The sequence below is a fragment of the Flavobacterium sp. 83 genome (assembly GCF_000744835.1).
GTDB lineage: Bacteria > Bacteroidota > Bacteroidia > Flavobacteriales > Flavobacteriaceae > Flavobacterium.
Genome location: NZ_JQMS01000001.1, coordinates 1,443,706 through 1,469,229 on the forward strand (window position 1 = coordinate 1,443,706; position 25,524 = coordinate 1,469,229).

Here is a 25,524-nt window from a genome sequence, read left to right on the forward strand (position 1 = left end):
TTATCTTCCTTTATAGCCTTCAAGTAAATAAACAAACATATTCCTCACTGGCTTTTTATTTCGGAACTGTTTTATAATTATGGGAGAATTGATTTTCGAAAAAATCAATTTGTATTGCTCGTTGGGATCCTGAAAATTAGTAGAAACAGTAATAAAATAAGCATCATCACCCATTTTAATTTTTTTTCTATACTTATTCAGCCATTCGTAAGTATGAATATCTTCGAGTTTCCCAATTGCAATAAAATCTAAATGCAGTGGTTGCGCAATATAATTATCAATGTGAGAGCCAGGAAACCATTTGTTATTAATGATAAAAGTAGTCTTCGTTTTTCTGGATTGTAGGTCTTTAGTATGTATTTTATCAAACTCATTTTTAAAAAAGTCCCAATTATACATATCTAATGTAAAATCACCTTTACCTAATAATTCTTCTTGATGATTGCCTATTGTGCCTGGATAGTAATTGATTAGTCCAATCCCTGTGAATGAAATAAATACTATAAAAACACAAGAAGTGACTACTAATTTTGGTAGTCTAAAATTAACATTTAAATCCTGTGCAACCTCTGCAAGATAGCAAGCCGTAAGTATAATTAACGCTACAAATGCAGGCCCTGACCAATGTGGTAAAGTGTCTCTAAATAATGAAATAAAAAATAATAAAAGAATTAATGGCAGACTTAATAAAAGTAAAAGTCGCTTTATGGGTATCGAAATAGTGATTCTATTTTTGTAAACAGCAATTAATGCCGTAATAATCAAAAAATAATTAATTGGATTATTATAAAAAATACCACCTAAAAATTCTCTAAAAAAACTACTAGGATTAATTCCTCTATTTATTGCAACTCTATTGCTATGGAAAGTATATGTGATAAATTGATTGTCAATGTTCCAGATCAAAATAGGAGAAATGATAACTAATGAAAGTATTACCGAAGCATAAAGATACCCATTTGAAAGTAGACATCTTTTATAAAATAAAATATATAAACCAAAACCTATCCATAAAAACACACCATGTATCTTACTCATAATACACAATCCAGCGACTATGCCAAACATCAAAATGCTATAATTAAAATTCTTACCAGTTTCAATCGCTGAAACAATTTTAATTAGTAAGGAAATACTAACCATCCAAAAAAATAGTTGTGGAGCATCCGGTAAAATAAACACCCCAGCAATTATGCTGGAATAAAAGGAGCAAGAAAACAACAAAGCAGCCAAAAAACCAGCATTTTCATTTTTTATTTTACTACAAATACCATAAATTAAATACGTATTTATTGCCGCTAAAAGAATGGGACCCAACCGGATGAAAAATTCACTTGTAAAAAGTAAATTAACTGTAGTCAGGCGTATAAGCAATGCAACCATCGGAGGATGATCAAAATAGTTCCATTGTAAATGTTGGGCATAAGTAAGATAGTAAACTTCATCGTTGCCAAGTCCTATTGTTGCGGCAATAATACTTCGCATTAAAGTTGCAATGCATATTAGGATGAGTATTTTGTGTTTTTCTATCATTGTATTTTAAAAGTATACAGTGTGTTAGCGCTAAAATTCCAAAAGAAAACCATAATCGTTACAATTGCTTTACAGACATAAAAATTGATTTTAGTGTTTTTTTGAAGCAGATAGAGTAGGAAAGTATTCAGTGCAAAACCTATAATAGAAATCATTAAAAAACTAAAAAATTGTGAGGCAAGATTACTGTCGTTATTTTGAAAAGTAAAATATTTATTAAGGAAATAATTATTTATAACACCAAATAAAAAACCCAAACCATTTGAGACATATTTGTTTAAACCTATTTTTTCTTTAAAAAGCCAAGTAATAAAAAAATCAATCACAAGTCCAGAAACACCAACCAAGCCAAATTTTATAAATCGAAAAATATCCATTTATCTATTAATTAAAGAAGAATTAGAAAAAGCATTTGCCCAGGGATTGGGTGCAAAAGAGTTCTTTTTAAATATTTTAATGATTTTTAATCGAACTGCATCATACCAAATCACAGATAAGGAACCAGAAACAATACCTATAAAAATACCTCCCAAAACATCAATTAAAAAATGATGCGCTAAATATATTCTTGAATATCCTACTAAAAGACCAAAGACTAGTGAAAAAATACAAACATATTTTCTATTGGCATAAATTGAAAATATTGTTGCCATTGCAAAAGCGGAGGCAGAATGTCCTGAAGGAAAACTTCTAAATCCAACTCGGCTATTTGCAAAAGTGTCAAGATAGTATTTGTAATGATGCATCTCAAAATAGACACTTGGCCGAGGCGAACTGATCAAAGATTTGAAAATCTGTGCGAAAACTCCAGAAACTAAATATGCTAATAATAAAAGGAATGCTAGTTTTCTATGTTTTTTAAAAAAAACAAGAATAATGAAGCTGACAAACAGAATAAAGATTCCATCGCCTAAAAAAGTAATGTTCTGAAAAAAAATATTTAGTGATTTTGTATGAAAACTATTCAAAAGAACAAATCCTTCAGATTTTGAAAAACGACATAAAAAAAAACCAATAATTCCCATTAACAACAAACCGTTCCTATAGAAGAGACTGTTTTTATATACAACATTAAAAACTGTATTCATTTTACAAAAATTTATTTTTGTAAAATTACCTGCTAATTGAGTTTTTAATAAAAATGAAAGATTATAAAAACAAAATTAAATTGTAAATCAAATATTAAGGAAATAGAGTTGAAAGCTTAAAAAAAAGGCATAAAAAAACCGCCAATCTCACGAAAGGCGGTTTTAATTTATTCTATAATAACATTTTCTTTTTTATCGTAGAAATGATATTCTAAATACGTGTAAGCGTCACGAGGTATGATTTTCACCCACTTTTTATGTTCAAGAAACCATTTTGAACGTAATGATGGAAAACCTTTGGTAAGGTATGCGGCCACAAACGGATGTACATTGAGTACTACTTCTTTGTGGTTTTTTAAAACTGTTTCTAAATCGGAAGCAATTTTATCAATGATTAATATAGGAGCTTCAATTTCTCCATTTTCATTGTTTGGGTCTTCTTCTCTAGTTTTAATGTTTACTTCTGGTCTTACTCTTTGTCTTGTAATTTGAACTAATCCAAATTTACTCGGAGGTAAGATTTTATGTTTTGCTTTATCGTCGCTCATTTCTTCCCTTAGGAATTCGAACAAAACTTTACGATTTTCTGGATTTGACATATCGATAAAATCTACTACGATTATTCCACCCATATCACGAAGACGCAATTGTCTTGCAATTTCAGCAGCAGCAATCATATTTACTTCCATGGCTGTATCTTCCTGGTTAGTAGCTTTATTAGAACGATTTCCACTATTTACGTCTATAACGTGCAAAGCTTCAGTGTGTTCAATAATAAGATAAGCTCCTTTACTCATGGAAACAGTTTTTCCAAAGGATGTTTTGATTTGTCTCTCTATATTGTATTTCTCAAAAATTGGCGTATCATTTGACTGATAAAACTTAACAATTGATTGTTTTGAAGGTGCAATTTCTTGCAAATAATCCTTGGTTTGGTTGTACAACTCTTCGTCATCAATTTGAATACCACTGAAGGTATCATTAAATACGTCTCTTAATATTGAAGAAGCTCTGTTGAGTTCTCCTAATACTTTGGAAGGATGATGAGCAGTTGGTAATTTTTTACACATTGCAGTCCATCTGCTAAGCAGGTTCTGCAAATCTTTTTCTAATTCGGCTGTATTTTTGCCTTCGGCTACTGTGCGAACAATAACACCAAATCCTTTTGGTTTGACGGATTGCACTAATCGTTTCAAGCGTTCTTTTTCTTTTTTGTCTTCTATTTTTTGAGAAATAGAAACGCGGTCAGAAAACGGAACCAAAACTATAAATCTTCCGGCAAGAGAAAGCTCAGCGCTAATTCTTGGTCCTTTGGTAGATATAGGTTCTTTGACGACTTGTACTAAAACAGACTGATTGGCACTTAATACATCAGTAATGGTACCATCTTTATCTATTTCTTTTTCAAACTGAAAGGTTTTTAGGGAGAAATCTTTTAATTTACCTGCGCTTACAAGTTTTATGAATTTCAGTTGGGAAGATAAGTTAGGACCTAAATCGTGATAATGTAAAAAAGCATCTTTTTCGAAGCCTACATTTACAAAAGCAGCGTTAAGTCCGGCAACTGGTTTCCTGATTTTGGCAATGAAAATATCACCTACCTGGAAGTTGCTTTTTTCTTCTTCTTTGTGTAATTCAATTAGTTTTCCATCTTTTAATAAGGCAAAATCTACGGCTTCAGAACTAGATCTAATGATTAATTCTTTATTCACGCTGTAAATTTTTTATCTATTCGTCGAGACGAACAAATGGATTAAACAATATTTAACAGGTATTGAACCCGGGGAAAATTAGCTGGCAGTTTGCAGTGTTAAGTTCGAAGTTAACGGAATACTAAAAACTGAATACTGATTACTAACTTTCAATTTCAATGAACGTTTAAAAAGAAAAAAGTAGTTTAAAACTACTTTTTCTTTTTGTGACGGTTAGCTCTCGCTCTTTTTTTACGTTTGTGAGTTGCTACCTTATGTCTTTTTCTTTTTTTACCGCTTGGCATATCTTGAAGATTTATGATTAATTAATATATTATTTTGCTTCGTTATTTATTTTTACACCCTCAACAAAAACTTTTGCAGGTTTGAATGCAGGAATGTTATGTGCAGGAATTTTTATTGTTGTATTTTTAGAGATATTTCTACCTGTTTTCTCTGCTCTAGTTTTTACTATAAAACTTCCAAAACCTCTTAAATAAACATTGTCTCCAGTTTCTAATGAATTTTTAACTTCATTCATAAAAGTCTCTACAGTTGCTTGCACATCTCCTTTTTCAAGACCTAATTTCTCTGAAATTTTTGCTACGATATCTGCTTTCGTCATTTTCTTTCCTATTTATTATGTTGTACTATTTTTTTGAGTTTGCAAATATAGGAATTTAAAAAACAATTATTCAAGCTAATTCATTAAATTTTAATAACATAAACTTTTACTTTTGCCTATAAATAATTAAAACATGACTTTTTCTAACTTGCTAATACAATGGTATTTACAAAACAAACGCGATTTGCCTTGGCGAAATACCACCAATCCTTATCCTATTTGGCTCTCTGAAATCATGTTGCAACAGACCCGGGTCGCGCAAGGGACGCCTTATTTTCTGTCTTTTACAGCTGAATTTCCTACTGTTTTTGATTTGGCGAAAGCCGATGAAGAACAGGTTTTGAAACTTTGGCAAGGTTTGGGGTATTATTCTCGTGCCCGAAATTTACATAAAACGGCTCAATATGTTGCGGACGAATTATCGGGTGTTTTTCCCGGAACTTATAAGGAGTTATTGCAGTTGAAAGGTGTTGGAGAATATACCGCTGCTGCAATTGCTTCCTTCTCCTATAATGAAGTGGTTCCTGTGGTTGATGGGAATGTGTTTAGGGTTTTGTCACGCTATTTTGATGTAGAAACAGATATTGCTGCGGCTTCCGCCAAAAAAGAATTTGCTGCCTTGGCTTTTGAATTAATGCCAAAAGACAATCCTGCGATTTTCAATCAAGCTATCATGGAGTTTGGCGCATTACAATGTGTTCCTAAAAGTCCCAATTGTGGTATTTGTATTTTTAACGAAAGTTGTGCCGCTTTGCAGAAAAATAAAGTAGATCAATTGCCCGTAAAATCTAAGAAACTCAAAGTTAGAAAACGATATTTTAATTACTTAGTGGCTAATGATGAGAATAAAAATACAGTAATTCAAAAGCGAACTGACAAAGGAATTTGGCATAATCTATATGAGTTTCCTTTAATTGAAACAGAGAAAGAGGAGGGTTTTGACTTTATAAGCTCGCGTATTCTAAATGAATTTTTTATTAATAATGGGATTGTTAGTATAATGGAGTATAATGAAAAGAGTATCATTCATAAACTTTCGCATCAACACTTGTATATCAAGTTTTGGAAAGTAAATATACAAGGTGCAATTCAAAACGGAATAGATACCGAGACATTGACATCCTTTCCCTTTCCCATTGTCATCCATAATTTTATTAAAAACGATTAATAAAGTTTCTGAAAAAATGTATCTTTGATAGAAATACGATTTAAATACCATGAACGGAACATTAAATAAGGTTATGCTAATTGGCTATTTGGGAGATGATGTCAAAATGCATTATTTTGATGGAGGAAATTGTATCGGTAGATTTCAACTGGCTACAAATGAAGTTTACATCAACAAGACAACCAATGAGAAAATCACTTCTACTGAATGGCATAATTTGGTCGTGCGCAATAAAGCGGCTGAGCTTTGTGAAAAGTACCTTTCAAAAGGAGATAAAATATATATAGAAGGCCGTTTAAAATCGCGTCAATGGCAGGCAGAAGATGGCTCTACTAAATATACAACTGAAATTCAAGTAACCGAATTTACTTTTTTATCCACAAAAAAGGATAACGAGAACAGTAAACAAATTCAAAATCCAGAATCCGTAAAAAACACTAACTTTGACCCGCAAAATAACGGTTTGCCAGTCAATGATTTACCGTTTTGATTGTTTAACTAATCTTTTTTAATTTGGACCCAGAGCCCAGTTTATTTTTTTCGTACGCAATAGACACTGACTTAGTGTTTGGTTTTGTGGGTATTTTTGCTTTACTTTTTTGTTCTGCAATTGTATCAGGAGCTGAAGTAGCCTTATTTTCATTGTCACAAAAAGACATTGATGAAACAATACACGAAAATGTTTCAAAAGGAAAAATTATCTCTGATCTTTTAGAAAAGCCCAAAAAGCTTTTAGCTACTCTTCTTGTCGCCAATAATTTCATCAACATTGGGGTTGTAATCTTATTTTCATTTGTTGGGAAAAACCTGTTTGCAGCCGTAACATCACCTATTTTAAAATTCATTCTTGAAGTAATTGTGGTTACTTTTCTATTGTTGTTATTTGGAGAGGTTTTGCCAAAAGTCTATGCCAGTAGAAACAATATTAAGTTTGCCAAGTTGATTGCGTATCCTGTTGCAGCGCTAGATAAATTGCTTTCGCCAATAAGCCTACCGATGCGAAAAACGACTATTTATTTGCATAATAAATTAGGAAAACAAAAGACAAATTTTTCCGTAAATCAATTGTCACAAGCGTTAGAACTTACTGATTCAGAAGAAACTTCCTCTGATGAGCAAAAAATATTAGAAGGAATTGTGAGTTTTGGTAATACAGATACAAAACAGGTGATGAGTCCAAGAATTGATATTTTTGCTTTGGAAATTGACGAACCGTTTTCAGTTATTTGCCCAAAAATTATAGAAAAAGGATATTCCAGAATTCCTGTTTACCGAGATAATATAGATCAGATAGAAGGCGTTTTGTTTGTAAAAGATTTATTGCCGCACATTAATACGAGTGAATTTGATTGGAAGTCATTAGTAAGAGAACCGTTTTTTGTGCCTGAAAATAAAAAATTAGACAATTTGCTGAAAGATTTTCAAAGTATGAAAAGTCATTTAGCTATTGTAGTTGATGAATACGGGGGAACTTCTGGATTAGTATCGCTTGAAGATGTAATTGAGGAAATTGTAGGTGATATCAGTGATGAATTTGATGATGAAAATATCAATTTTTCTCAAATTGATGACAATAATTACCTTTTTGAAGGGAAAATAAATCTCAAGGATTTTTATAGAATTGTTGATGTTGACGAAGAGTTATTCGAAATTAAAAAAGGAGAAGCTGAAACATTAGCTGGATTTATTCTTGAAATTTTAGGAAATTTTCCAAAAAAAGATCAGAAAATCTCATTTGAAAACTGCCAATTCACTGTAGAATCGGTAGATAAGAAACGAATTAAACAAATAAAAGTAACGATTGAATAATTAAAAATGTTTAAAAAAATAATCACTTTTTCAACTATACTATTGTCATTATTGAGCATTAGCTGCAAAGACGATGTTATACCAAAACCATCCAGCTATTTACGATTGGATTATCCCGAGGCAAAATATGTAGGTTTTGAAAATGAATGTCCTTTTGCTTTCGAGATGAATTCAGAAGCGGTTATCAAAGGAGAGAAAGATTGTGGATTTACTATTACTTATCCAAAAATGAAAGCCACTATTTATTTGACTTATAAACCAGTAAATAATAATATCGCAAAATTATTGAAAGACGCTCAAAAATTGACTTATGAGCATGTGATAAAAGCTGATGATATATTGGAACAACCGTATTTAAATCCTCAAAAAAAGGTATATGGTATGTTTTATCAAGTAGATGGGAATGCGGCGACAAACTCACAATTCTACGCAACAGATAGTACAAAACATTTTGTGACAGGATCTATTTATTTCTATGCTAAACCTAATTTTGATTCTATTATGCCAGCGGCAAGTTATGTCAAAAATGATATGCAAAGGTTAATGGAAACCTTGAAGTGGAAATGATTTTAATAGAAAATTTATTGAAAGCAATTTCTTCTATGGTTAAAAAAAAGCTTCTCAATTGAGAAGCTTTTTTTATGAAATGAAATAATTTCGATTACGATTTCATATTCGAAACCTTATATGTTTTTCCGTCAGCGGTTGCTTCGACAACTTTAGTAAGGCTCTCAGGATTTTGAACCGTTTTATCAAAAGTTACAGTTGCCAGTTTTTTATCAAAATCTACGGTAGCTTTTTGTACACCATCAAGATCTGATAATTCGCTTTCTATTGTTTTGGCACAACCAATAGCACAAGTCATCCCGTCTACTTTAAAACTGGCTGTTTGCAAGTTAGCGACTGCAATTTCTTTTTTAACTTTTGGAGCGGTATTTTCTGTTGAAGCTGTTGTAGTTGCAGTAGTTTCTTCAGTGTTTTTTTTGCAACTTACAAATAAAAGACCTGCAAGGGCTATCGCTACTATTGATTTTGTGAAATTCATTTTTATTTGGATTTAAATTAAAGGTCTAATTATCAGCTGCAAAATTAATAAAAAAAAGAAGTGCTATTTCATAAAATTATTACAATTTTGGGGCAAAATTAGATTTATGAATGCAAGACAATTGAAATGGGTTTACTTGATGATTCTTGCCTTAATCTGGGGAAGTTCATTTATATTAATAAAAAAGGGATTGGTTGGTTTAACTGCGTTGCAGTTAGGTTCTTTAAGGATCTTGTTTGCAGCCATTTTTTTATTATTAATAGGTTTTAAAAGTTTAATGAAAATTCCAAAAGGAAAATGGAAATACATTGCACTTACTTCGTTGTTTGGGACATTTACTCCTGCGTATCTTTTTGCCATTGCCGAAACTGAAATTGATAGTTCCATAACCGCGATTCTTAATTCCCTGACTCCATTAAATACGTTGATTTTGGGAGCGATGGCTTTTGGAATACATTTCAAAAGAAGTCAGGTTTGGGGGGTTTTTATAGGTCTTGTAGGAAGTATGCTTTTGGTTTTTAACGGAGCAATAAACCATCCGGAGCAAAATTATTATTACGCTATTTTAGTCATAGTTGCTTCAATTTGCTATGCTATAAACGTAAATTTATTAAAAAAATATTTACATGATTTGAGTCCGTTGAGTATCACTACCGGGAATTTTGCATTTCTGTTGTTGCCAACATTGCTTATTTTATTTTTCTCTGGTTTTTTTGATGTAATTCATGTTGATACCGTACAGCATTCGGTTTTGTTTATCATGATATTAGGAGTGGTAGGAACTGGAATCGCTAATATTCTGTTCTTTAAATTAATCCAAATGTCCTCGCCGGTTTTTGCTACTTCTGTTACTTATTTGATTCCAATAGTTGCTTTTTTCTGGGGGTTATTAGACGATGAAATGTTAACACCAGTTCAGTTTTTTGGCGCTTTTATTATTTTGATAGGAGTATATTTATCTGCAAAAAAGTAGTTTTTAGGTTGCGGATTGCAGGTGATACGATAGTAAAACCAACAAAGGCAGTTCAATAAAGACAGCCTTTGTTGGTTTTTAAAATAAAACTATGGTATTTTATTTGTAAACGGGTTTTTCTGTAGGAGTGCCGTATTTGTCAAAATAAAATATAGGGATATTTAGTTTTTCTAATCCCGGAAGCACTTCTGAGCCTTTTCCTGCAATTATAATTCGTGTGTTATCTAAAAGGAAATACTTGTTAGCAGCACGAAGAATATCGTCTTGCGTTACCGCATTGATTGTTTTGATGTAATTTTCATAGAAATCAGCAGGGAGATCTTCGGTTTCAATGTTCAAAGCATATCGTGCAATTGCCTGTGGTTTTTCTACTTGCATTACAAATCGTCCAATGTAGCCGGCTTTTACGTTTTTAAGTAATTCAGGAGATACTTCTTCTGTTCTTATTTTTTTAATTTCTTTAATGAATTCCACAACTGCACTATCGGTGACGGTACTTTTTACAGCTGAAGCAGATCTTATTTTTGTTACGTATTTTCCGGAGCCTATGATTGCATTTGCACCATAAGTCCAACCATTTTTTTCTCTTAAATTCATATTGAGGTAACTATTGAAATCTCCGCCAAGAATATAAGTGGCAATAACTGCGGGAAAGAAATCTTTATCGCTCATTTTTAAATCTACGGTGTTTACCAATGAAATCTCTGATTGAACGGCATTGGGGACATCAACAAAATTGATTTGAGTAAAAGGTACATTTTGGGGAGCAGCATAGGTCAGTTTTGGAGTACTTCTTTTTTCCCATGAACCAAAAAGCTTTTCAACAATAGGTTTAACATCGTCATATTTAATATCTCCAATAATTACCAAATATCCATTTTCGGGAACGAAGTAGTTTTGATAATTGGATTCCACATCAGCAAGCGTTACGTTTTTAAGTGTTTCTTCGGTCATGTATTCGCCGGAAGGATGGTTTTTTCCAAAGGCAAGTGCATCAACCACTCTGTTAGCAATTGCGGGTACGCTTTTTTCCTGCGCTTTAAGTCCTTCTAGTAATTTGGCTTTCTCTTTATCGAATTCTTCTTGCGTGAATTTTGGATGCAATGCTCCTGAAGCCATGAGTTCTAATATTCTTCCTGAATATTTAGAAAGAGAACTGGCATAAGCGCCTTGCGAACTGAAGTTGATGTTGGCACCCAAAAAATCAATTTCTTCGTTGAACGCGTCTTTCGCAATTTTTACACTTCCGTTTCCTATCAGGTTATTGCATAATTCATCGACACCTTTTTTAGTGCCTTCTGCAAATGGAGCGTTGTCTAATGCAAGGTTAAAAGTTACTCTGGGTAATTTGTGATTTTCTACAATCATTACTTTTAAACCATTGTCTAAAGTAAAGGTTTGCGGTTTTTTTATATTTACAACTGGAGTGGCTCCAGGTTTTGGTTGTGGACGATTTTGTGCTTGCATGATTCCTGTTATGAACAAAATGAATAATAGAATAGTTGTTTTTTTCATGATTGAAAAGATCTTAATTTTGAGCCTCCGCTTTTGAAGGAACATAATCCAAAATAAGTCTTTGATTTGGATTTAAATATTTGTTGGCTACCTCTCTAATTTCTTCACGAGTTATGGAATGAAATAAATCAATCTCTGTGTTAATTAAATTCACATCATCATAAAGCAAATAGTAAGTCGCTAAATTTTCAGCTATTCCTTCTAAATTTCCATTCTTATTCACAAAACGATTGTCAAATGTATTTTTCAATTTTTGAAAATCTTTCTCCGAAATCAATTCGGTCTGTATTTTTACAATTTCTTCGTCAACTTCTTTTATTAAATCGGCAGAAGTATGTGTGCCCATTGGCAAACCATACAAAATATACATACCGTAATCTTCTTGACTAAAACCAACAGCATCTATTTGTAAAGCCATTTTTTTCTCATCAACAATTTTCTTGTATAATTTAGAACTTTTTCCATCGCTTAAGTAGGAAGAAATTAAATCTAAAACTCTCGCATCTCTAGTTTTCATCGAAGGAGTTCTGTAAGTAGCCACAACCATTGGTATTTGGATATTATGATCCTCGTATGTCGCTTTTATAGTTTGTGTAATTGGTTCTTCTGCAAAGGTTTGTTTTTTTATTTTTTTTCCTTTTTTGATTGATCCAAAATAGTTACGAATCCATTCTTTGGCTTTGTTTTTTTCGAAATCTCCTGCGACTACCAAAACTGCGTTGTTAGGAATGTAGAACTTCTTGTTAAAAGCTTGAAATTCTTCTAAAGTGGCTGCGTCTAAATGTTCCATCGAGCCAATTGTAGTCCAACGGTACGGATGATTCTTGAACATATTTTCTTTTACAGCACCAATAATATTACCATAAGGCTGATTGTCGTAACGACTTCGTTTCTCTTCTTTGATCACTCCGTTTTGAGTGTCTACGCCAATTTTATTGATTACAGGATGCATTAATCTTTCGGATTCCATCCAAAGTGCTAATTCTAAATTGTTTGATGGGAATACTTCATAATAATAGGTACGATCATCAGAAGTGTTGGCGTTATTTATCCCGCCATTAGAAGTTACGATTTTAAACCATTCGCCACGTTTAATATTTTCTGTTCCTTCGAATAAAAGATGTTCAAAGAAATGAGCAAATCCAGTTCTATCCGGTGTTTCATCTTTTGAACCTACATGATACATTACAGAAGTCAAAACCACTGGCGCCGATGGATCGTTATGTAATATGACATGCATGCCATTATCTAAATCATATTCTTCAAAAGCTATTTTTTGAGCCGAAGCTATTCCTCCTAGCATAAGTGCAGTACTTAACATTATTATTAATTTTTTCATACGGATTAATACATTTCTATTTACAATAGATAAAAACGAAAAATATTTATACTTCAAAAATACCTTTTTTTAATTACGATTGCTTGGTCATTTAAAGTTTCGATTAATTTTAACAAATTTTGACTGGATAAATACTGTTTAGGAATATATAAAGTGTTGAAAAACAAAGTTTAAAACAGATGAAGTATTTTTTCGCTTGAGGGATTGCAGGATAAATATTTAATTGTATATTTGCAACCTTAAAAATTATTAAAACTATTCAGTATGTATGCAATCGTAGAGATAGCAGGGCAACAATTCAAAGTAAGCAAAGACCTTAAGGTTTACGTTCACCGTTTGGCAAATGAAGAAGGATCGAAAGTTTCTTTCGACAAAGTTTATTTGTTAGATGATAACGGTACAATCACAATAGGCGCCCCAGCTATAGAAGGTGCTTCAGTAGAAGCTAAAGTGTTACAACACTTAAAAGGAGATAAAGTTATCATTTTCAAAAAGAAAAGAAGAAAAGGATACAAAAAGAGAAACGGTCACAGACAATATCTTACTCAAATTGTAATTGAAGGTATTACTGCATCAGGTGCTAAGAAAGCAGCTCCTAAAAAAGCAGCAGTTGAAGCAACTACAGAAGAAGTTGAAGCTCCTAAGAAAAAGGCAGCTAAAGCTAAAAAAGAAGATACACAAGAATAATAACAAAATAAAACTAATACGTCATGGCTCACAAGAAAGGTGTCGGTAGTTCTAAGAATGGTAGAGAATCAGAATCAAAACGTTTAGGTGTTAAGATTTTTGGTGGTCAAGCTGCTATTGCTGGGAACATCATCGTAAGACAAAGAGGTTCAAAACATAATCCAGGTGAAAATGTTTACATCAGTAAAGATCACACACTACACGCAAGAGTAGATGGAGTTGTTTTCTTCCAAAAGAAAAGAGATAACAAATCATATGTTTCTATACTTCCATTTGAAGTTGAAGCATAATTGATTTTCTCAATTATTAAAAAACCCGTTTCGATTTTTATCGATACGGGTTTTTTGTTTTAATTTGAAATCTGATTAAATAGTATTTTGGTGACAAATAAATAAAACTATTTCGAATAAATTTACATTAAAGTCCTATACAAAATGTAGGTGTTAAGTACGAAATAAAAAAACGCTGGTAGAGATATTAATAAAGAATCTTTCATCTTGATGCGAACTCCAGTGCCAAGAAGCATTAACAAAGCCAACCCTCCTGAGGCCAGAAGCAAGATAGTGTTGTTCTGAATCCCAATGCCAATAAACAAACCAATAGCTCCCGCCAATTCTAAAACAGCTGTTAATGGTCCAAATTTTTCAAGTCCAAATCGCTTAAACTCATTTTTCATGTTCGTTGATACAAAATAAGCTATTCCGTAAATAAGAAAAGAAGTTGCTGAAAATAAAATAAGTATATCTAAATAACTCATATTTTGATTATTTGGAAACGTATATTGCCACAAAAAGAGATATTGCCAAAAGTAGTAAAGAAGGAAGATGTTTGATCCATGGATTTTTTACTTTGAAATGAAAAAACTGTGCCGAAGCCATTAAAAAAGCCATTAAAAGAGCAGGGATAAAAATGAGTTCTGGATACCATATTCCAGTTATTAATAATGTTGCTAACACTATTTTTGAAGCGCCTACCATATTTCGTGTCAAATCAGAAAGTCCGTATTGTTTAAATTCTTTTACAATGTTATCAAATCTAAAAATCCAAACATAACCTACAGACAATGCGATTATTAGTTGGGCAATGATGGAATAAGTATTCATGATTATATAATTAAGGTTTTTACAAGCTTTATATGGAGTTCTTCAAACAAAGAAATTCTTTTAAATTTTATAAGTAATCAAAGATACCATAAACTTAAATTAGAACTGGGTTGTGGTGTATATTTCTTAGGAAATAATGCTTGTTTATTAATAGTTAGCTTCAGATCTAGCTGAGGTTGATACAATTTACGTTTAGCATAAGATAGACTTTTCTTTTGAAAGTTAGTTTGTCATTGAGATGTACACAGCGTTAATGTTAATAATATCGCATCTCAGTGTGTTTTTTGAATTATGATAGTTAATATCAATTTATTGCTGTTGTATTATTACTTTTTGGTTTAGAATATTTTACTTCAATTAACCCAAAAGCGCTTTTATAATGCAATTTTTTAAAGAATAAAAACAAAAAACCCTCACATTTCTGCAAGGGTTCTAATAATCTAAAAAACTAATTTCAGACTAGTATCTGTAATATTCTGGTTTGAATGGACCTTCAACTGGAACTCCAATATAATCAGCCTGATCAACACGTAACGTTTCCAATTCAACACCTAGTTTAGCTAAGTGTAACATCGCTACTTTCTCATCTAAATGTTTAGGTAACATGTACACATCATTATTGTATGCTGCGCTGTTTTTCCACAATTCAATTTGAGCCAAAGTTTGGTTTGTAAATGAGTTACTCATTACAAAACTTGGGTGGCCTGTAGCACAACCAAGGTTTACCAAACGACCCTCAGCCAAAATGATGATGTCATTTCCAGCGATAGTATATTTGTCAACTTGTGGTTTGATTTCGATCTTTGATGCGCCATGGTTTTCGTTCAACCAAGCCATATCAATTTCGTTATCAAAATGTCCGATGTTACAAACGATAGTTTTGTCTTTCATTTTTTCGAAATGAGAACCCAAAACAATATCTTTATTTCCAGTAGTCGTAATGATAATATCAGCAGTAGCAATAACTGTGTCTAATTTCTTTACTTCAAAACCGTCCATTGCAGCTTGAAGCGCACAAATTGGGTCAATTTCAGTAACAGTAACAATAGAACCAGCACCTCTAAAAGAAGCCGCAGTTCCTTTACCTACGTCACCGTAACCACAAACGATTACTCTTTTTGCAGCAAGCATAATATCAGTTGCACGACGAACCGCATCAACTGCAGATTCTTTACAACCGTATTTGTTATCAAATTTCGATTTAGTAACTGAGTCATTAACATTGATTGCCGGCATTGGCAATGTTCCCGCTTTCACTCTTTCGTATAATCTGTGAACACCAGTAGTAGTTTCTTCAGACAAACCTTTGATACCAGCAACCAATTCTGGGAAACGGTCAATAACCATATTCGTCAAATCTCCACCGTCATCAAGAATCATGTTCAATGGTTTTCTGTCTTCACCAAAGAATAAGGTTTGCTCAATACACCAGTCAAAATCTTCTTCGTTCAAACCTTTCCAAGCATAAACTTGAATTCCTGCAGCAGCAATTGCAGCAGCAGCCTGATCTTGAGTAGAGAAAATATTACAAGAACTCCAAGTCACCTCAGCACCAAGAGCAATTAAAGTTTCAATCAAAACCGCAGTTTGGATTGTCATGTGCAAACATCCTGCAATACGAGCACCAGCAAGTGGTTGTTCGTTTTTGTATTCCGCACGAAGCGCCATTAAACCTGGCATTTCAGCTTCTGCTAGTTCAATTTCTTTTCTTCCCCAAGCTGCTAGAGAAATGTCTTTAACTTTGAAAGCCACAAAAGGCATAGTCGATGTACTCATTTATAGTATATTTGTATTGTAAAAATTTTTGCAAATTTACGTAATAACTTTAGAATTTTACTGTTTTCTAAAAGATTTATGAATTGTTTAATTTGCTAATCTTTTGAACATTAACTAAATAATTTCTTAAAGCTGAACTTGTTTCAGTTTCAGGAGCTATTTCCCGTTATTCGCTATATCTTTTTTCACGCAAAAAAGCGTGAAAAAAGGATGCCGCTGCTACCGGGGCTAAAAACGAAACCAGAACACGATGCCGCTTTTCAAAACGATAAAATTCAATTCTACAACAAAAATCCTTGTTTGGAAAGTAACCGAATCCTATACGGAATTATTCGAACAAGTTGTCTTAAACGAGAGTAATCGAATCCGACTGGAAGGAATGAAATCCGAAATGCACCAGCGCGCATTCCTCAGTGTTCGCATGTTATTGCAGGAAGCGGGCCAAACGGATTTAGATTTGTATTATGACGAATTCGGGAAACCACATCTTCATGGAGAAAATCACATTTCGATAACGCATTCCCATAATTTTTCGGCAATTATTATCAGTGATAAAACCGTAGGGATCGACATCGAGTTGCAAAGAGATAAAATTACCCGAATCGCCGATAAATTTTGTGATACAGAATTCCAATTTTTGGATTCAGATAGTGAAGAATACATTCGAAAATTGACCGTTATTTGGGGTGCTAAAGAAGCCATTTTTAAAATCCGAAACGAAAAAGGAATCAGTTTTAAAGACCATATAAGTGTTTACTCATTTGAATTAAACGATAAACAACACAATACCCAACTTCATTTTAATAATTTAGTAAAGAATTTTAATATTCATTTTGAAGAAATAGAGTCGTTTCCCGAAAGCTTTCAGAACGAAGAGGGGAAACAAGATTTCACTTTGGTTTACGCTTTCGAAAAGTAGTATTTAGTCTTCTATCGCATAATCTGTTTTATCTTCTTGCCAAAACTAAGTCAATAATTCTTTGTTTCTACTTTCAAAAATATTCATATAAAGGAACGTACCCATTTTTCGGGCTCTTCGCTTCAATATTTCGACATTTTCACCTTCAAAAAGTTCATCTAAAGTTTCGAACCATAAGTTCAACCAAATGCCAAATTCATTAGGCGAAATCCGATGATCAAAATGTTTGTCTACTTCATTATGCACCGCAATGGGGTTTCCTTTGTATTTCTTTATCGCAAATAAATTCATTTCCCAAAAATCCGTCAGCTTTTCTAAGTGTTCATCCCAATTGGTAATCGTTTCATTAAAAAAGAATCCGATTTCTTTGTCGGCTCTTATTTTAGTATAGAATGAATGGACGAGAAGGGTCAAGTCGTCTCGATTTTCAATTATTTTTTTCATAAAGCAACGTTATTTAAAATAATAAACAAAATGCTACAAAGCACGCTTGAAATGATGAGGTTGAATACTAATTTATGGTTCATTTGAGACAATATAGAAGTATTTACTAACATGCAAATTAAAACAGTAATGGCCAATTGTGTCATTTGTAAAATAGACGTGCCGTTAGATAGAATAAACATTGCAGCAGCGGCACCTAGACAACTTTGTCCAATAACTGCCATTGTTGAAGAACCAATAAAATTTTGTTCAAAATTTTCGAATGTTTTTTTATAGAGTGTCATAGTGTGTGAATTTTATAGAGCAAATTTAGTTGCACTTCCATCCAGTTTTTTATGACTTAAATCATAAAGCGAAAATTAACGGTACACTTTTCGGTTAATGATTTTCAAAACTCCTTTTTTTTCTAATGATTTAATGGCTCGAATAACAGTTTCTACGCGGAGTCCGGTTAAATCGCCAATTTGCTGCCGGGTTAAATCGATTCGATATCCGTTTTTATCTTCTTTAAAATTAAGATAAGCAATAGAATAATCAATGAGCCGCAATACCCTGTGTTCCGGTTCGTGAGTGGAAATCTCAGCTGCCATAACCGATTTATAATGCAAACGTTGGGCCAGATTCTCAATTATTTTTATGGATACTGATGGGTTTTCATTTAGCAATTTCATAAAATTATCTTTTGAAATACTTAGGATTTCTGAATCTTCAACAGCTATTGCATTAGCTGGATAGGGACGATTTAAAAATAAAGGAGGTTCTCCAAAACTTTGATTTTTATTAAAAAAACCTTGAATGAATTCCCGACCGTCATCGTTAAAGTTATTCATTTTTACTTCTCCTGAAAGTATTTGATAGTAATGCATCGCTAGATTTCCTTCTATAAAAATGGTCTTTGTTTTTTTATACAACTTTAAAGTGGCGCCATATTTTTCCAGTAATTCAGTAGCTATCATAATATTGTATTTGTTTTGGTTGAGAACTGTATGACAAATATAATTGATTCAAAAATAGTTCTTAGACTTAAAAAAAACTTTTACTTTTACACCTCTATGAAGCAAAATATTTACAATCAACTACTCCAAGGCAAGTTAGGAAACAAAAAGATGTTGGCCATTCTTCTGGATCCCGATAAAGTCGATTTGAATACTGTAGAAATTTTAATTGAAAAAATAAACCAATCACCTGCAACTCATGTTTTTGTTGGCGGAAGCATCGTTGAAAACAATATTCTTAGCGAATTAATACAAAAGATTAAACAAGACTGCCAGTTGCCGGTTGTTCTTTTTCCCGGAAATCCATCTCAAATTTCAGATCTAGCCGATGCTATTTTATTTCTATCTCTGATATCAGGAAGAAATCCAGATTATTTAATAGAACATCAAGTAAAAGCGGCTCCTATTTTAAAACAAACTCAACTCGAAATCATTTCCACAGGATATATTTTAATCGAAAGCGGAACAGAAACAGCTGTAGAACGCGTAAGTAAAACCAAACCTTTAGATAGGAATAATCCCGAATTGGCATTGGCAACGGCACAAGCAGGCGAAATGTTAGGCAATAAGTTGGTTTATCTGGAAGCGGGAAGTGGTGCAAAACAAGCCGTCCCGTTAAAAATGATTGAATTAGTTTCTCAAAATATTGAAATACCATTACTTGTTGGCGGTGGTATAGTAGATTTGCAAGGAATTCAAAATGCATATGATTCGGGTGCCGATTTAGTCATAATAGGGACAGCTTTTGAAAATGACATGAACTTTTTTAAATAAAATTAATAATAAAATTATCTAATGTTTGAATATTTGTTTTCTCAATATCGAGAGTATCCTACGATTGATATAGTTTTAGAAATTATAGCAGTGCTATTTGGTTTATTAAGTGTTTGGTATGCCAAAAAAGATGATATTTTGGTTTTTCCAACCGGATTAGTGAGTACATTTATTTATGTTTACTTGTTGTGGAAATGGACTTTATGGGGTGATATGATGATCAATGGTTATTATTTTATAATGAGTATTTATGGTTGGTACCATTGGACACGGAAGAAAGGAAACATTGTCGAATACCCAATTTCAAAAATTTCCAATTATGAAAAACGAATTTCCATAATTATTTTTATATTTACAATTGTATTTGTAGTTTCAGTTTATCACTATTTTGATAAGTTCACTACTTGGTATGCTTTCGTTGATACCTTTTTAACAGGTGTTTTCTTTATAGGGATGTGGTTAATGGCAAAAAGAAAAATCGAGAATTGGATATTTTGGATTATTGGAGATGTCATTTCTATTCCTCTATATTTCGCAAAAGGTTTTACCTTTACAAGTTTTCAATATATAATATTCACAATTGTTGCCGTTTATGGCTATTTAGAATGGAAAAAAAACTTATACAATACCAACAGTCCGGAATTACCAAAATTGTAAAAATCGCCCTTTTTGGTCCTGAAAGTACGGGTAAAACTACATTAGCAAAACAGCTTGCGGAATATTACAAAACAGAATGGGTTCCCGAATTTGCTCGAGACTATCTTCAAGAAAAGTGGGATATAAATCAAGGTGTTTGCGATATTGATGATATGTTACCAATTGCTTATGGTCAGATAAAATTAGAAAATGAATTTTTATCTACAGCCAATGGATATCTTTTTTGTGATACTAATTTAATGGTTACCAAGGTGTTTTCAGAAGTGTATTATAACTATTGCAATCCCTTATTAAACCAAGCAGCTCTTGAACATGAATATGATTTGTTTTTTCTGACTGATATTGATCTTCCGTGGGAGAAAGACGACTTAAGAGATGATTCCAAAGAAAGAAAATTGATGTTTAATGCTTTCAAGCAATCTTTAATAGAAAACAAAAAGCCATTTATTACTCTTTCTGGAGATAAAATTTCACGATTAAACAAAGCTATTTCAATCATTGATAATTTGACAGAAGCCAAAAAAATAGGTTTCTCATCTATTGATTTTGTTCAAATTTATGAAAATGAAGTTTCATTGGAAAACATCAAACTACAATTGAATTTCTTTAGAAATGGAATAGTAAAGAGTAATCTGGTAAAACCAGCAACTTTATTAGACGGAATTTTAAAATTATCTGAAAGTGATTTTCAAGAGAAAGCAGTTTTTTTTGATGAAAACAAATCAAATTTTAAACTGGAAAAATTTGTACCTGCTTCTGGAGCGGCAACCAGAATGTTTAAGTTTTTGATCACTTTCATGAAAGATTATGATATTGAAAATGATACAATTAATGGATATATAAATAAAAATAAAGATCTTGAGCTTTCAATTTTTATTGTAGGTTTAGAAAAATTCCCATTTTTTAAGACAATTGACAAGAAGCTTAGAGAAGAATTTCCTAATTTTGAATCTCTTGAGAGAGATTATAAAAACTATTATTTCATACAATTACTTTTAGCTAAAAATCATTTCGATTTTTCAAGCAAACCTAAAGGGGCATTGCCTTTCCATAAAAACCAAAAAAAAATCGTAACGCCAGTCGAAGAACATCTTGATGAATGCATTTTCTATACAAATTCAAATAATAGTTCAAATTTGCATTTTACGGTTTCTGAAACCCATTTTGGACAATTTGAAAGCATTATTGATAAACTTAAAGATGGCTTTGAAACAAAATCAAAAACAGCAATAAATGTAAACTATTCTTGTCAGAATAAGAAAACAGACACCATTGCAGTTGATTTTGAGAACAACCCTTTTAGAGATGAAAATGGGAGGTTATTTTTTAGACCAGGAGGTCATGGTGCGTTAATAGAAAATTTGAATCAATTGGATTCAGATATTGTATTTATTAAAAATATCGATAACGTAATTCAGAATAATGTTGAAAAAACTGGAATATATAAAAAAGCATTAGCAGGAATTTTAATTGAATTACAACAACAAATATTTAAATATTTGCAGGCGTTTGATGATGGAGAAATTCAAGAAGAAAACATGGATGAAATTCTTCTTTTTTTGAAGGAAAAATTAAATATCAGAATTTCAGATGAATTCCGAAAGTTTACTTTTGAGAATAAAGTTATCGAAATACAATCCGTTTTAAACAAACCCATAAGAGTTTGTGGGATGGTTAAAAATGAGGGTGAAGCAGGTGGAGGTCCTTTTTGGGTAAAAGACTATGAAGGAGGTATTTCGTTACAAATCGTAGAAAGTTCACAAGTTGACAGGTTGAATGAAAATCAAAATAAAATTCTAAATGCATCTACACATTTTAACCCTGTAGATTTAGTTTGTGGGATAAAAAATTACAAAAATGAGAAGTATGATTTGGTTCAGTTTGTAGATCATAATAGCGGATTTATAGTCGAGAAAACTGCTTTTGGAAGAGATGTTAAATCATATGAATTGCCGGGATTATGGAATGGTGCCATGAAAAACTGGATCACCATATTTGTTCAGGTTCCTTTAATCACGTTTAATCCCGTGAAAAGTGTAAATGATTTATTAAAAACGGCACACCAACCTGAAAAAATTGAAAAGAGAAAAAATAATAACCGAATTAGGTCTTAAAGCTGTTCGGAGTAGTGGTGCCGGCGGACAAAATGTAAATAAGGTTTCTTCTAAGGTAGTCTTAACTTTTGATTTGAAAAATTCTCAAGCATTGACCGAAGAAGAGAAATTGTTGCTTGAAACTAAATTGTCTTCGAGGCTAACAACGGATTTGGTTTTGATTTTGAACTGTGATGAAGATCGAAGTCAACTTAAAAACAAAGAAATTGTAATCAAACGATTTTTACAAATTATAACTAACGGGTTAATTATTCCTAAAGAACGAAAGGCTACTAAAATTCCAAAGTCAATTATCCGAAAGCGAATAAAAGATAAAAAAAATGTTTCTGAAATCAAGAAAAACAGAAAGAGACCTAGTCTAGATTAGGTCTCTTTCTGTTTTTATGTTCTAAAGCTTTTAACTTTAAACTAAAAAAACTACTTTTGTACCGTCTCAAAGGGGTGCTCTAAATTACGAGCTGAGATTATACCCAAAGAACCTGGACAAGTAATGTTGTCAAGGGAAAAAATGACAGAAAAGAGTGTTTTATAATTCGATTTGTCATAGGAAACAATCATTTATTAATTTAACAAAAGAATAATTCCCCCTTTTATTCGTAATCTTTTTACGGATGAACACTTTATTTTATTTTATTGGCCGCAAAGGCGAAAACACACACAGCACAAAGACGAAACCTTCTAACCTAGTATTAATTCGTCTGTTATCTATTATCTTTTCTCTATTTTCTGTAGTCTCTTTTTCTCAAGTAAAAGACACCACAAAAGTAAACCAACTGGATGAAGTCTTGGTTTCGGCAGTTCGTGTTACTTCAAAAACACCAGTTAGTTTTAGTAATTTGGACAAAAAAGAAATCAAGTTTCGAAACTTAGGACAAGACATTCCCATTTTGATGAATTATTTGCCTTCAGTTGTCACGACATCTGATGCTGGAAATGGAGTGGGGTATACTGGAATCCGTGTTCGTGGTAGCGATGCAACAAGAGTTAATGTCACTATCAACGGAATTCCTTATAATGATTCCGAAAGCCATGGAACGTATTGGGTAAATATGCCGGATTTTGCCTCTTCGGTGGAGAGTCTGCAATTGCAGCGTGGTGTAGGAACTTCAACAAATGGAGCAGGTGCTTTTGGGGCGAGTTTAAACATGTTGACGGATTCCTATTCTGATAAACCATCTGGAGAAATTTCTAATTCATTTGGAAGTTTTAATACTCAAAAGCATACCGTAAAATTTAGCACAGGATTGATGAATGACCATTTTGAAATTGCAGGTCGTTTGTCAGCATTAAAATCAGATGGTTATGTAGATAGAGGTGCTTCTGACTTGAAATCGTATTTTCTACAAGGAACTTATGTAGGGAAAACTACTTTAATTAAAGCGTTGGCTTTTGGTGGAAAAGAAAAAACCTACCAATCTTGGAACGGAATTGACGAAGCAACTTTAAACAGTGACAGAACGTTTAATTCCTCTGGAATTTTTACGGATGAGTTAGGTAATGTAAGATATTATAATAACGAAACGGATAATTATCAACAAGATCATTATCAATTACATTGGAACGAAAAAGTATCTAGTAATTGGAGTACTAATTTAGCTTTTCATTATACTAAAGGAAAAGGATATTATGAAAATTATAAAGAAGACGCTAATTTTTCTGACTATGGATTGCAGCCAGTAGGCGTTTTAACAACAACGGATTTAATTCGTCAAAAATGGTTGGATAATGATTTCTATGGAACTACATTTTCTGCAAATTATGCAACTGAAAAGCTTGATGTTATTTTTGGCGGTGGTTACAATAAATATGAAGGCAGTCATTTTGGAAAAGTAATTTGGGCTCGTTATGCCTCTCAAAGTGAGTTGGGAGATCATTATTATGATGATTTTGCAACTAAAACAGATGGTAATGTTTTTGCAAAAGCAAACTATCAAATAACGGACGGAATAAGTTTATTTGGAGATTTGCAACTTAGAAATGTACATTATAAAGCAGATAGTTATGAAACTGGTTCCGTAAATGATAATTTTAATTTTTTCAACCCAAAGGCGGGATTGAATTTTGACATCAATAGTAAAAACAAGCTTTATTTTTCCTATGCAAGAGCTAATCGGGAACCAAACAGAACGGATTATGAAGGCGGAAATGCTAAGCCAGAAAAGTTGAATGACTTTGAATTAGGTTGGAGATATGCTTCTGACAAAGTGAAATTTAATTCGAACGTATATTATATGGCCTACAAAGACCAGTTGATATTAACTGGAAAATTAGATGATGTAGGAAGTCCAATTCGATCTAATAGCGAAAAAAGTTACCGTTTAGGACTTGAAGTTGATGCTACAATCGCGGTATCGGAACAATTTATCATTCGCCCTAATTTTACCTTGAGTGCTAATAAAAATATTGATTTAGCGGTTGAAGGGGAGAATTACGGAACTACTGATATTGCTTATTCACCATCTGTAATTGTTGGAAATATTTTGGTTTATAAACCTATAGAAAATTTTCAGATCTCTTGGATGCAAAAATTTGTAGGAAAACAATACATGAATAATATCGAATTACCGGCTGCAAAGTTGGCAGATTATTTCGTGAACGATTTGAATATAGCTTATGAAATCAAACCAAAATCAGTTTTTAAATCAATTATTGTGACTGGTTTGATAAATAATGTTTTAGACAAGAAATATGTTTCCAATGGGTATATGTGGGATGTTTATCCCTACTATTATCCACAAGCCGGAATTAACTTTTTGGTTGGATTAACGCTGAAGTTTTAGGTTATTATTGATTAAAACAAAAAATCCTGATAGTTTAACTGTCAGGATTTTTTTATGCTTTAATTGTACACTCTAAGGATATTTCCATTAACTTCCACACGATATTGTTTTAAGGGATATTGTGCACCACCTTGGGCTTGGCCCGTAAACAAACTGTATTCTTTATTATCACAAGAGCATATAGCGTTAATTCCTTTTATAGTCATGGTAGAACAAGTACTCAGTGCTTGATTAGGACACGCAGCATCGAATGCATTATAACCACTTCCTGTATTGAATACAAAGATCCCTTTGGCTCCAACTCCAGAATAATAAACTGCGTTACTAGGATATTGTAGAATCGAGTAAGCGGGCAAATTCATATTGAGATCTAAAGTAAAAGTGTAATTAGGTATATATGGGTTTTTATTGTTAAAACCATTATCACTGCAAGCAAAGAAAAAAGGAATAATCAGGGATACCAAAAGCAGTTTTTTCATTATTCAAAAT

Annotated in this window: 28 protein-coding genes; 13 read left to right on the forward strand and 15 right to left on the reverse strand. The window is 32.4% G+C overall.

Annotated features, from left to right (window positions below; genetic code table 11):
* The 5 genes from T410_RS06320 to T410_RS06340 form a co-directional block, all read right to left on the reverse strand.
* Window positions 1-1,533 (reverse strand): glycosyltransferase family 39 protein, encoded by a 1,533-nt coding sequence (locus tag T410_RS06320; protein ID WP_035669606.1) that lies wholly within the window; start codon window positions 1,531-1,533, stop codon window positions 1-3.
* Entirely contained in the window at window positions 1,530-1,910 is a 381-nt protein-coding gene (locus T410_RS06325; RefSeq protein ID WP_035669608.1) for a GtrA family protein, read from the reverse strand. Before T410_RS06325 ends, T410_RS06320 begins: the two co-directional genes overlap by 4 nt.
* A complete protein-coding gene (locus T410_RS16445) occupies window positions 1,911-2,621 on the reverse strand; it encodes a phosphatase PAP2 family protein (protein WP_051929366.1) in 711 nt (236 codons plus the stop codon).
* Between the two features lie 167 nt (window positions 2,622-2,788).
* Complete coding sequence (locus T410_RS06335; RefSeq protein ID WP_035669610.1) at window positions 2,789-4,333, reverse strand: ribonuclease E/G; 1,545 nt, start codon at window positions 4,331-4,333, stop codon at window positions 2,789-2,791.
* A gap of 313 nt (window positions 4,334-4,646) precedes the next feature.
* Window positions 4,647-4,937, reverse strand: a complete 291-nt coding sequence (locus T410_RS06340; RefSeq protein ID WP_016989051.1) for an HU family DNA-binding protein — start codon at window positions 4,935-4,937, stop codon at window positions 4,647-4,649.
* A 133-nt stretch (window positions 4,938-5,070) separates the two neighbouring features.
* Between T410_RS06340 and mutY the strand changes: the two genes are divergently transcribed.
* Genes mutY through gldD form a run of 4 tightly spaced genes read left to right on the forward strand, consistent with a single transcriptional unit; the run spans window position 5,071 to window position 8,481 of the window.
* A complete protein-coding gene (mutY, locus tag T410_RS06345) occupies window positions 5,071-6,105 on the forward strand; it encodes an A/G-specific adenine glycosylase (RefSeq protein WP_035669613.1) in 1,035 nt (344 codons plus the stop codon).
* A gap of 49 nt (window positions 6,106-6,154) precedes the next feature.
* Entirely contained in the window at window positions 6,155-6,595 is a 441-nt protein-coding gene (locus T410_RS06350; protein ID WP_035669616.1) for a single-stranded DNA-binding protein, read from the forward strand.
* Between the two features lie 23 nt (window positions 6,596-6,618).
* Window positions 6,619-7,914, forward strand: a complete 1,296-nt coding sequence (locus T410_RS06355; RefSeq protein ID WP_035669619.1) for a gliding motility-associated protein GldE — start codon at window positions 6,619-6,621, stop codon at window positions 7,912-7,914.
* Between the two features lie 6 nt (window positions 7,915-7,920).
* Window positions 7,921-8,481, forward strand: a complete 561-nt coding sequence (gene gldD, locus T410_RS06360) for a gliding motility lipoprotein GldD (RefSeq protein WP_035669623.1) — start codon at window positions 7,921-7,923, stop codon at window positions 8,479-8,481.
* Between the two features lie 94 nt (window positions 8,482-8,575).
* On the opposite strand, the gene T410_RS06365 is transcribed toward gldD, so the two are convergent.
* A complete protein-coding gene (locus T410_RS06365; protein WP_035669626.1) occupies window positions 8,576-8,959 on the reverse strand; it encodes a heavy-metal-associated domain-containing protein in 384 nt (127 codons plus the stop codon).
* A 106-nt stretch (window positions 8,960-9,065) separates the two neighbouring features.
* Between T410_RS06365 and T410_RS06370 the strand changes: the two genes are divergently transcribed.
* Window positions 9,066-9,932: a DMT family transporter gene (locus T410_RS06370; RefSeq protein ID WP_035669629.1), complete on the forward strand. Its 867-nt coding sequence runs from the start codon at window positions 9,066-9,068 to the stop codon at window positions 9,930-9,932.
* A 99-nt stretch (window positions 9,933-10,031) separates the two neighbouring features.
* Here the strand turns inward: T410_RS06370 and T410_RS06375 are convergent, their stop codons facing one another.
* Together T410_RS06375 and T410_RS06380 are read right to left on the reverse strand one after the other, a co-directional pair.
* The gene (locus tag T410_RS06375; RefSeq protein ID WP_238567348.1) at window positions 10,032-11,447 is read right to left on the reverse strand and encodes a pitrilysin family protein; all 1,416 of its coding nucleotides are present in this window, start codon (window positions 11,445-11,447) and stop codon (window positions 10,032-10,034) included.
* Window positions 11,448-11,460: 13 nt separating this feature from the next.
* Window positions 11,461-12,786 (reverse strand): pitrilysin family protein, encoded by a 1,326-nt coding sequence (locus T410_RS06380; protein ID WP_035669632.1) that lies wholly within the window; start codon window positions 12,784-12,786, stop codon window positions 11,461-11,463.
* 264 nt (window positions 12,787-13,050) lie between these two features.
* On the opposite strand from T410_RS06380, the gene rplU reads away from it, so the two are divergent.
* Window positions 13,051-13,473 (forward strand): 50S ribosomal protein L21, encoded by a 423-nt coding sequence (gene rplU / locus T410_RS06385; protein ID WP_035669635.1) that lies wholly within the window; start codon window positions 13,051-13,053, stop codon window positions 13,471-13,473.
* A 23-nt stretch (window positions 13,474-13,496) separates the two neighbouring features.
* The gene (rpmA, locus tag T410_RS06390; RefSeq protein WP_035669638.1) at window positions 13,497-13,763 is read left to right on the forward strand and encodes a 50S ribosomal protein L27; all 267 of its coding nucleotides are present in this window, start codon (window positions 13,497-13,499) and stop codon (window positions 13,761-13,763) included.
* Window positions 13,764-13,885: 122 nt separating this feature from the next.
* Here rpmA and T410_RS06395 read toward each other — a convergent pair whose 3' ends face one another.
* The 3 genes from T410_RS06395 to ahcY all read right to left on the reverse strand — a co-directional run bounded on the left by T410_RS06395 (window position 13,886) and on the right by ahcY (window position 16,352).
* Entirely contained in the window at window positions 13,886-14,230 is a 345-nt protein-coding gene (locus T410_RS06395) for a DoxX family protein (RefSeq protein WP_035669641.1), read from the reverse strand.
* 7 nt (window positions 14,231-14,237) lie between these two features.
* Window positions 14,238-14,576, reverse strand: coding sequence for a DoxX family protein (locus tag T410_RS06400; protein WP_035669643.1), 339 nt, complete (start codon window positions 14,574-14,576; stop codon window positions 14,238-14,240).
* Between the two features lie 459 nt (window positions 14,577-15,035).
* The gene (gene ahcY, locus T410_RS06405) at window positions 15,036-16,352 is read right to left on the reverse strand and encodes an adenosylhomocysteinase (RefSeq protein WP_035669645.1); all 1,317 of its coding nucleotides are present in this window, start codon (window positions 16,350-16,352) and stop codon (window positions 15,036-15,038) included.
* A 250-nt stretch (window positions 16,353-16,602) separates the two neighbouring features.
* Between ahcY and T410_RS06410 the strand changes: the two genes are divergently transcribed.
* Window positions 16,603-17,271: a 4'-phosphopantetheinyl transferase superfamily protein gene (locus tag T410_RS06410; protein ID WP_035669647.1), complete on the forward strand. Its 669-nt coding sequence runs from the start codon at window positions 16,603-16,605 to the stop codon at window positions 17,269-17,271.
* A gap of 45 nt (window positions 17,272-17,316) precedes the next feature.
* On the opposite strand, the gene T410_RS06415 is transcribed toward T410_RS06410, so the two are convergent.
* The 3 genes from T410_RS06415 to T410_RS06425 form a co-directional block, all read right to left on the reverse strand.
* Entirely contained in the window at window positions 17,317-17,715 is a 399-nt protein-coding gene (locus T410_RS06415; RefSeq protein ID WP_035669650.1) for a group III truncated hemoglobin, read from the reverse strand.
* Window positions 17,712-17,999, reverse strand: a complete 288-nt coding sequence (locus T410_RS06420; protein WP_035669652.1) for a hypothetical protein — start codon at window positions 17,997-17,999, stop codon at window positions 17,712-17,714. Before T410_RS06420 ends, T410_RS06415 begins: the two co-directional genes overlap by 4 nt.
* 75 nt (window positions 18,000-18,074) lie before the next feature.
* Window positions 18,075-18,671, reverse strand: a complete 597-nt coding sequence (locus T410_RS06425) for a Crp/Fnr family transcriptional regulator (RefSeq protein WP_035669655.1) — start codon at window positions 18,669-18,671, stop codon at window positions 18,075-18,077.
* A 96-nt stretch (window positions 18,672-18,767) separates the two neighbouring features.
* On the opposite strand from T410_RS06425, the gene T410_RS06430 reads away from it, so the two are divergent.
* The 5 genes from T410_RS06430 (at window position 18,768) to T410_RS06450 (ending at window position 25,035) form a co-directional block, all read left to right on the forward strand.
* Complete coding sequence (locus tag T410_RS06430) at window positions 18,768-19,484, forward strand: geranylgeranylglyceryl/heptaprenylglyceryl phosphate synthase (RefSeq protein ID WP_035674193.1); 717 nt, start codon at window positions 18,768-18,770, stop codon at window positions 19,482-19,484.
* Window positions 19,485-19,505: 21 nt separating this feature from the next.
* The gene (gene pnuC / locus T410_RS06435; RefSeq protein WP_035669657.1) at window positions 19,506-20,141 is read left to right on the forward strand and encodes a nicotinamide riboside transporter PnuC; all 636 of its coding nucleotides are present in this window, start codon (window positions 19,506-19,508) and stop codon (window positions 20,139-20,141) included.
* Window positions 20,090-22,255: a DUF4301 family protein gene (locus T410_RS06440; protein ID WP_051929367.1), complete on the forward strand. Its 2,166-nt coding sequence runs from the start codon at window positions 20,090-20,092 to the stop codon at window positions 22,253-22,255. Before pnuC ends, T410_RS06440 begins: the two co-directional genes overlap by 52 nt.
* The gene (arfB, locus tag T410_RS06445; RefSeq protein ID WP_035669658.1) at window positions 22,218-22,622 is read left to right on the forward strand and encodes an alternative ribosome rescue aminoacyl-tRNA hydrolase ArfB; all 405 of its coding nucleotides are present in this window, start codon (window positions 22,218-22,220) and stop codon (window positions 22,620-22,622) included. The genes T410_RS06440 and arfB overlap by 38 nt, the downstream gene beginning before the upstream one ends.
* A gap of 244 nt (window positions 22,623-22,866) precedes the next feature.
* Complete coding sequence (locus T410_RS06450) at window positions 22,867-25,035, forward strand: TonB-dependent receptor (RefSeq protein ID WP_035669659.1); 2,169 nt, start codon at window positions 22,867-22,869, stop codon at window positions 25,033-25,035.
* A 59-nt stretch (window positions 25,036-25,094) separates the two neighbouring features.
* On the opposite strand, the gene T410_RS06455 is transcribed toward T410_RS06450, so the two are convergent.
* Window positions 25,095-25,514: a hypothetical protein gene (locus tag T410_RS06455; RefSeq protein ID WP_035669660.1), complete on the reverse strand. Its 420-nt coding sequence runs from the start codon at window positions 25,512-25,514 to the stop codon at window positions 25,095-25,097.
* Window positions 25,515-25,524 lie beyond the last annotated feature (10 nt).